The following is a 7,536-nucleotide window of genomic DNA, read 5'->3' on the forward strand; positions in this document are numbered from 1 at the left end:
ATTATACGAAAATGAAAACAAATTATATACATAAATTTTATTTCTTTTTTGGAATTCTATTCATACTTAGTGCTTGTACTAATGATTTGGATGTAACACCAAAAGATGATGATGAATTTTTATCTGAAGAATTCTACGCTAGTTCTAATTCTTACAAACAAGCATTAGCAGGAATTTACGGAAATCTTTCACTAACAGGAACAAGTGGAGCAGGCTCCTCAAATTTGCAAGGTATCGATCCTGGTACTAGCCAATATGCTAGAACATTATGGTATTTACAAGATTTAGCTGCAGATGAGCCAATTTGGTCTTATGAAAATGATGAAGGTGGTGCGGTTAAAGAAATTCAAAGAAATACTTGGGGACCAAGCAATACGATCCTGCTAGGTTTTTTCAGTAGAGCAATGTTTACAGTGGCTTTAACAAACGACTTTTTAAGACAAACTACTCCTGAAGTAATAGAAGCAAGAGGTCATACTTTAAAAGTTGGGAATGACATAAAAGCATATAGAGCAGAAGCACGTTTATTAAGAGCCTTAGCCTATTACCATATGATGGATTTATTTGGAAAAGCTGCTTTTGTAACTGAAAACGACCCAATTGGCACTTTTCAAGGGCCACAATATGATAGAACTCAATTATTTCAATTTGTAGAGTCTGAATTATTAGCTATTGAAGGTGATTTAATTGCACCAAGACAAAATGAATACGCACGAGCTGATAAGGCAGTAGCTTGGACCATTTTAGCAAAAATTTATTTAAATGCTAAAGTATATACTGGTCAAGAAAAAAATACGGAGTGTATTACCTATACTAAAAAAGTTATAGGATCAGGTTTTTCATTAGCTTCCGATTATAGTTTAAACTTTTTAGCTGATAACGATTTTAATGAAGCTGGAAGAAACGAAATAATATTTCATTTAGTTTCTGATGGTGTTGTTACCCAAAATTATGGAGCAACTACCGTTATAATAAATGGCGAAGTAGGAAGTTTAGAAAGCAATTCTGCTGCACTTGGCGCACAAGGTTGGGGTGGAGCACTTCGTGTTAGAAAACAATTTGCAAATAAGTTCTTAAATGGAGATGTTCCTTTAACTGATAAAAGAAATACTTTATTAACAGCTGGTAGAACTATTGATATTGTTGATGTAGGTGATAGAGACTCAGGTTTTATTATTACAAAGTATAAAAATATTACATCAAAAGGAAAACCAGGACCAGATCCTACATTTGTAGACACCGATTTCCCTATGTTTAGATTGGCCGATATTTATTTAATGTATGCAGAAGCTGTAGTAAGAGGTGGAACTGGAGGATCAATGACCGATGCGGTTAATTATGTTAACTTATTAAGAAGTAGAGCAAGTTCATCTGCAATATCATCTGCAAACTTAACACTACCATTCTTAATTGATGAAAGATCAAGAGAATTATACTGGGAAGGACACAGAAGACAAGATTTAGTTAGATTCGGGTTATTTACTGGAGGAAATTACAATTGGGTATTTAAAGGAGGTAGCGCAAGTGGTATCGCATTACCTAGTCATTTTAATGTATATCCAATTCCAGCTAATAATATGGCTGCAAATCCTAATTTAACTCAAAATACAGGATATTAATAACTTTAAACTATTAAGATTATGAAAAATATATTTAAGGTACTTCTTCTTTTATTAGCTACAGTAACGTTGGTTTCTTGTGATAATGAAGATTCGGTACAATTAACATTATCTCCACAAGGAAGTGGAGAAATAACTACACCTTCTTCAGGTTCAAAATATATTTTGAACCCTGCAGAAAGTCAATTGAACCCAGTTCTTACAATAAACTGGAATCCATCTGAATATGGCACTCCAACAGAAATTAAGTATGTTGTTGAAGTAGCCAAAGCAGGAACGTCATTTGCGGCTCCGTTTAAAGCGGCCTCAACATCAAACAGATTTGTTACTTGGAATATTGGTGAATTAAATAATATTGCTGTAACTGCTGGCTTATCTCCTTTTACTGAAGGAGGTTTAGAAATTAGAATTTTATCTACAGTCGGAGCAACTAAAAGTTTATTACAAACTTCAGCTGCAGTAACAGTTTTTATAACCACTTTTACTACCGACTTACCAACAATAGCTGTACCTGGAAATCATCAAGGTTGGGATCCAGCTACTGCACCATTATTGGCGGCATCTGGGTTTGGAAAAACTGATTATGAAGGTTATGTTTGGCTAAATGGTGAATTCAAATTTTTAGCTCCAGATAAAGCAGGTAAATTCTTTTGGGGGAATAAAGATTGGGGAGATGACGGTACTAAAACAGGAAAACTAATTGATAAAGATGGTGAAAATAATGCCAATGCAACTGTAGCTGGTTATTATTTTGTAAAAGCTGACACTGAAAAATTGACTTATTCTATTCAAGCAGTAAGTTGGGGTATTATTGGTGCTGCTACTCCAACTGGATGGGATAGTGACACTGATTTAACCTATGACTCTGCAACAAAAACTCTCTTTGTTGATATTCGATTAGAAAATGGTAAGGGATGGAAATTTAGAGGAAATAACGAATGGGGAGCATTTGAATTTGGATCTTTAAATAAGGATGGATTTATTCAAGCAGGTGGAGATTTTATATTTGACAGGCCAACTGGAAATTATAGAGTTGTTTTAGATTTAAGAAATCCTAGGAAGTACACTTATACTATAACTGCCAAATAAACTTTTAAACTGAATTAATATGAAATATATATATAAATTAGTTTTGCTTTCTCTTGTTATTGTAGGATTTGTTTCCTGCGATGCCAATGAAAACTTTGAGATTTTAGATCCAATAGAAGGCATTACCATAAATAGTCCAATTGATGGTTCATCAATTGCATTGAACAGCACTAACAAAGCAAACCCTGGTTTAACAGTTAGCTGGACCTCTCCTACATTAGAAGGTACTGGAGTCAATTATAATGTTGTAGTAGCTTTAACTGGAACCGATTTTGCGAGCCCTGTTACTATTGGAACAACCAATAAAACTTCAATTTCACTAACCGTTGTTCAATTAAATACTTTAGCAATTGATCTTTTAAAAATTCCTGGTGATACAGAAGCCGGTATTGAGATTAGAGTGGTTTCTGGAGAAGTAATTTCAAATAAAGTTTCCGTTTTATTAACGCCTTTTAAAGTAGAATACGTTAAGTTCTTCCTAGTAGGTAGTTTAACAAATTGGAAACCTGAAGAATCATTACCAATGACTAGAATTGCTTTTAATGAATTTAAAATCACCGTTGACTTACCTGCTGGTGCAGAGTTTAAATTCTTACCTCAAAATACAGGTTGGGATGGAGATTTTGGTGAAGATAAAACCAAGCCTGGGAAATTGGTAGAAAAAGATGAAAAAAATATTTCTGGCTATGCTGCTGGTAAATATGAGATTTATGTAAATCTAAATACCTTTACATTTACTGTAACAAAAATAGTAGCTCCAAATAGTTTATACTTAGTAGGCTCTTTAACAGGTTGGGATCCAGGGACCTCAATACCTTTTAATAAAACGGGAGAAAATATTTTTTCAATTGTAATTAATTTACCTGCAGGAGGAGAATTTAAATTTTTACCTCAAAATACTAGTTGGGATGGAGACTGGGGTGCAAGTAAAACAACATCAGGTGGTATTGTTCAAACAGATGAAGATAATGTAAAAGGATTTGATGCTGGTAAATATATTGTGACTGTAGATTTTAATACACTTAAATTTAAATTAACTGCTGTTAATAATTTATTTGTTGTTGGTTCAATAAATGGATGGAATAATAGTGCTGCATTACCTATGGGTGAAGCAAGTTTAGGTATCTATTCAACAGTTTTAGACTTACCAAGTGGTGCTGAATTTAAATTTCTACCTACCAATGGAAGTTGGGATGGAGACTGGGGAGCAAGTAAAACTGCTACTGGTAGAATTGTTCAGGACGATGAAGATAACTTAAAGGGTTATGAAGCAGGAAAATATGTTGTTGCTGTTAACTTTAATACCTTGACTTTTACGGTTTCTAAAATTACGATACCTACTAATTTATATTTAGTTGGTGGTTTTAATGGCTGGAGCAACACTACGGGTAATCCTCAATTTACACAAGTTTCTGCTGGCGTATTTGAAATTACACAAACCTTAGGTGCAAACGATGAGTTTAAATTTGTACCAGTTGCTGGTTCTTGGGACAATGATTATGGGACAAGTAAAACTTCTAAAAATGTTTTAGAACAAAACAGTGAAGATAATTTAAAGGTTTCAAATGCTGGTACCTATAAAATAACTGTTAACTTTAACAAAGGAACTATTTCTTACGTTAAAATCTAATTTAAGGCTATATTAAAAATAGTTTTATAAAAATCTTTTGTAAAAGGCCAGAACAAAAGTTCTGGCTTTTTTATCTTTATCAAAACATTATAAAATGAAACATAAATTAATTTTACTATTTCTGTTTGTTTCTGGAATAGCATTTTCACAAGTTACTACTTCACCAAGCTTACCTACCGCAAATGATGCTGTAACCATATCATTTGATGCCACAGGTACTAGTCTTGCAGGTGTAACTGGAGATATTTATGCTCATACAGGGGTGACAATTGGTAGTTCTAAATGGCAAAATGTTATTGGAAATTGGGGTAATAATTCGAGCCAACCTAAATTAACAAGAGATGGTTCTAATCCAAATAAATATACGTTAACCATTACTCCAACTGTTTTTTCATTTTATGGAGTTCCTACTTCATCCAATATTACAGAAATTAGCTTTGTTTTCAGATCAGCCGATGCAACAAAACAAACTAATCCAGATATTTTTATACCTATTTATTCAGCCGGTTTAAATATTGCTATTTCTAATCCGCTAAATTTTAGTTTCTTTAATTTAAATGAGACCATCAACATTACTGCCGAATCTTCTATAAACGCCACTATTACTATTTTTATAAATAACGTTTCTATTGGCTCCATTTCAAGTAATAAAATCTTAATACAACCTTATACGTTTCTAAATTCAGGAACATATACTATAAAAGCAACTGCAACTACTGCTACTGAAACTAAAGAAACTCAAATCTCTGTGTACGTTAAAACACCAACGGTATCACAACCGATTCCTACAGGACTTAAAAAAGGGGTAACTAAAAATCTAGACAATTCAGTAAGTTTCGTTTTAGAAGCACCAAATAAAACAACAGTATTTTTAATCGGGGATTTTAGTAATTGGCAAATTCAACAAAACTTTCAACTTAAAAAAGACACCAATAATACATCTCTCTTTTGGATAACCATTCCTAATTTAAATATAGATACTGAGTATGCTTATCAATATTTGGTAGATTATACAATTAAAATTGCTGATCCATATTCTGAAAAAATATTAGACCCACAAAATGACCAATGGATAAAACCTGGAAATTATCCTAATTTAAAGGCGTATCCTACAGGTTTAACAACAGGTTATGTTTCAACCTTTAAAATAAATGAAACACCATACAATTGGACCATAACAGATTTTATAAGACCTGCCCAAGACAATTTAATAATTTACGAATTACACATAAGAGATTTTGTAGAATCTGATTCTTATACCGAAGCAATTACCAAATTAGATTACCTAAAAAAATTAGGAGTAAACGCCATAGAATTAATGCCAATTAATGAATTTGAAGGAGCTGATAGTTGGGGTTACAACCCCGCATTATATATGGCAGCCGATAAAGCTTATGGCACAAAAAACGATTTAAAAAAGTTTGTAGATGAATGCCATAAACGTGGAATGGCGGTACTTGCCGATGTGGTTTTTAATCATTCTTATGGTCAATCACCATTACTTCAAATGTATTGGGATAGTGTTGCCAATAAACCTGCAATAAATAATCCTTGGTACAACCGAGATCATAATTTAGTTGACAATACTAGTGCACATTGGGGATACGATTTTGACCACGAATCTACATACACCAAAACATTTTTTAAAGATGTGTTAAGCTATTGGATTAATGAATACAAAATAGACGGATTTAGGTTCGATTTTACCAAAGGAATGTCTAACACAATATATACAGGAGCCAATAACTGGGCAAGTGCTTACGATGCATCCCGAATTGCAATCTTAAAGGGTTATGCAGATCACGTTTGGAGTCATAAACCAACAAACAAACCATATGTTATTTTTGAGCATTTATCTGAAAACACTGAAGAAAAAGAATTGGCAAATTACGGTATAATGTTATGGGGAAATATGAATCACAACTATAATCAAAATACTATGGGTTATAATACTGAGACTGATATTTCTTGGATTTCATACTTGCAAAGAGGCTGGAACGCCCCTCATATTGTTGGTTATATGGAAAGTCATGATGAGGAACGTGTGATGTTCAAAAATTTACAGTTTGGCAACAATAATGGTAATTACAATGTTAAAAATTTAAATACTGCATTAGCACGACAAGAATTGGCTGGAATGTTTTTCCTTACAATTCCTGGACCAAAAATGATATGGCAATTTGGGGAATTAGGATACGATATTAGTATTGATGAAAATGGACGAGTAGGAAGAAAACCAATTAAATGGGATTATTTTACCAACCCAAACAGAAAACAAATTTACAATACATGGGCTACATTAAATGCATTTAAAAAACAAATTCCTGAAGTGTTTAACACTTCTAATTTTACCTTAAATGTTGGCTCATTAACTAAGTCAATTATTTTAAGAGATGCTCGTGCAGATGTTGTTTTATTGGGAAATTTTGATGTGGTAACCAAACAAATAACAACACAATTTTCGAAAACAGGTGTTTGGTTTGAATATTTTACTGGGGAACAACTTGAATTAACTAACACATCTCAAACTATTACGCTAAATCCAGGGGAATATAAAATGTACTCTACTGTACGATTTTTAGATCCAAGAGGTGGAACTTCTTCAGATGATAGTGATAATGATGGAGTTAACGATAGTACCGATTTATGCCCAAATACTTTTCCTGGGACTTCTGTAAATTCAACTGGTTGTCCTTTATTTTCGCTGCCACACAATAATTATTCAATAAAAGTTACCAGTGAAACTTGTCCAAACAAAAACAACGGAAAATTAGAGATTACAGCGGTAACAACTCAAAACTATGTTGCAACAATAAGCGGTATAAATACAAGTTTTACCAATAGTACTACAATTTCAAATGTAGCGCCTGGAACATATACACTTTGTATTACGGTTACAGGGCAAAGTTATGAGCAATGCTATCAAGTAGTAATAGCAGCGGGAACAACCATTTCTGGAAAATCTAGTATATCTGCAAACAAAATGGAAATTGAAATTGCACAAGGAACCGCGCCTTTTGATGTGTTTGTAAATGGTGAAATGATGTTTAAATCATTAGCACCTCAGTTTTCAGTAGATGTTAAACACGGAGATGAAGTACAGGTTAAAACCAGTATTGACTGTGAAGGTGTTTTTTTAGAAAAAGTTGATTTGTATCAGAGAATAATTGCATATCCTAATCCAACCAATGGTAATTT

At 33.0% G+C, this 7,536-nt stretch carries 4 protein-coding genes; all 4 read left to right on the top strand.

The genetic code is table 11. The features are described 5' to 3' along the window. Positions 1-11: 11 nt before the first annotated feature. Positions 12-1,619, top strand: coding sequence for a RagB/SusD family nutrient uptake outer membrane protein (locus Q8S45_RS03805; RefSeq protein WP_305601387.1), 1,608 nt, complete (start codon positions 12-14; stop codon positions 1,617-1,619). 21 nt (positions 1,620-1,640) lie between these two features. Further along, positions 1,641-2,708 carry a SusE domain-containing protein gene (locus Q8S45_RS03810; RefSeq protein ID WP_305601389.1) on the top strand — a complete coding sequence of 356 codons (1,068 nt, stop codon included), beginning with the start codon at positions 1,641-1,643 and terminating at the stop codon, positions 2,706-2,708. 19 nt (positions 2,709-2,727) lie between these two features. Then, a complete protein-coding gene (locus Q8S45_RS03815) occupies positions 2,728-4,338 on the top strand; it encodes a SusF/SusE family outer membrane protein (protein WP_305601391.1) in 1,611 nt (536 codons plus the stop codon). 94 nt (positions 4,339-4,432) lie between these two features. Next, positions 4,433-7,536, top strand: a 3,104-nt coding sequence (locus Q8S45_RS03820; protein WP_305601393.1) for an alpha-amylase family glycosyl hydrolase, incomplete at its 3' end; no start/stop codon positions are given.

This window comes from Lutibacter sp. (assembly GCF_030692605.1).
GTDB lineage: Bacteria > Bacteroidota > Bacteroidia > Flavobacteriales > Flavobacteriaceae > Lutibacter.

Excerpts from the sequence above, each read along its gene's own strand:
- Q8S45_RS03805 (WP_305601387.1), top strand. The coding sequence starts at position 12 with ATGAAAACAAATTATATACATAAATTTTATTTCTTTTTTGGAATTCTA.
- Q8S45_RS03810 (WP_305601389.1), top strand. The coding sequence starts at position 1,641 with ATGAAAAATATATTTAAGGTACTTCTTCTTTTATTAGCTACAGTAACG.
- Q8S45_RS03815 (WP_305601391.1), top strand. The coding sequence starts at position 2,728 with ATGAAATATATATATAAATTAGTTTTGCTTTCTCTTGTTATTGTAGGA.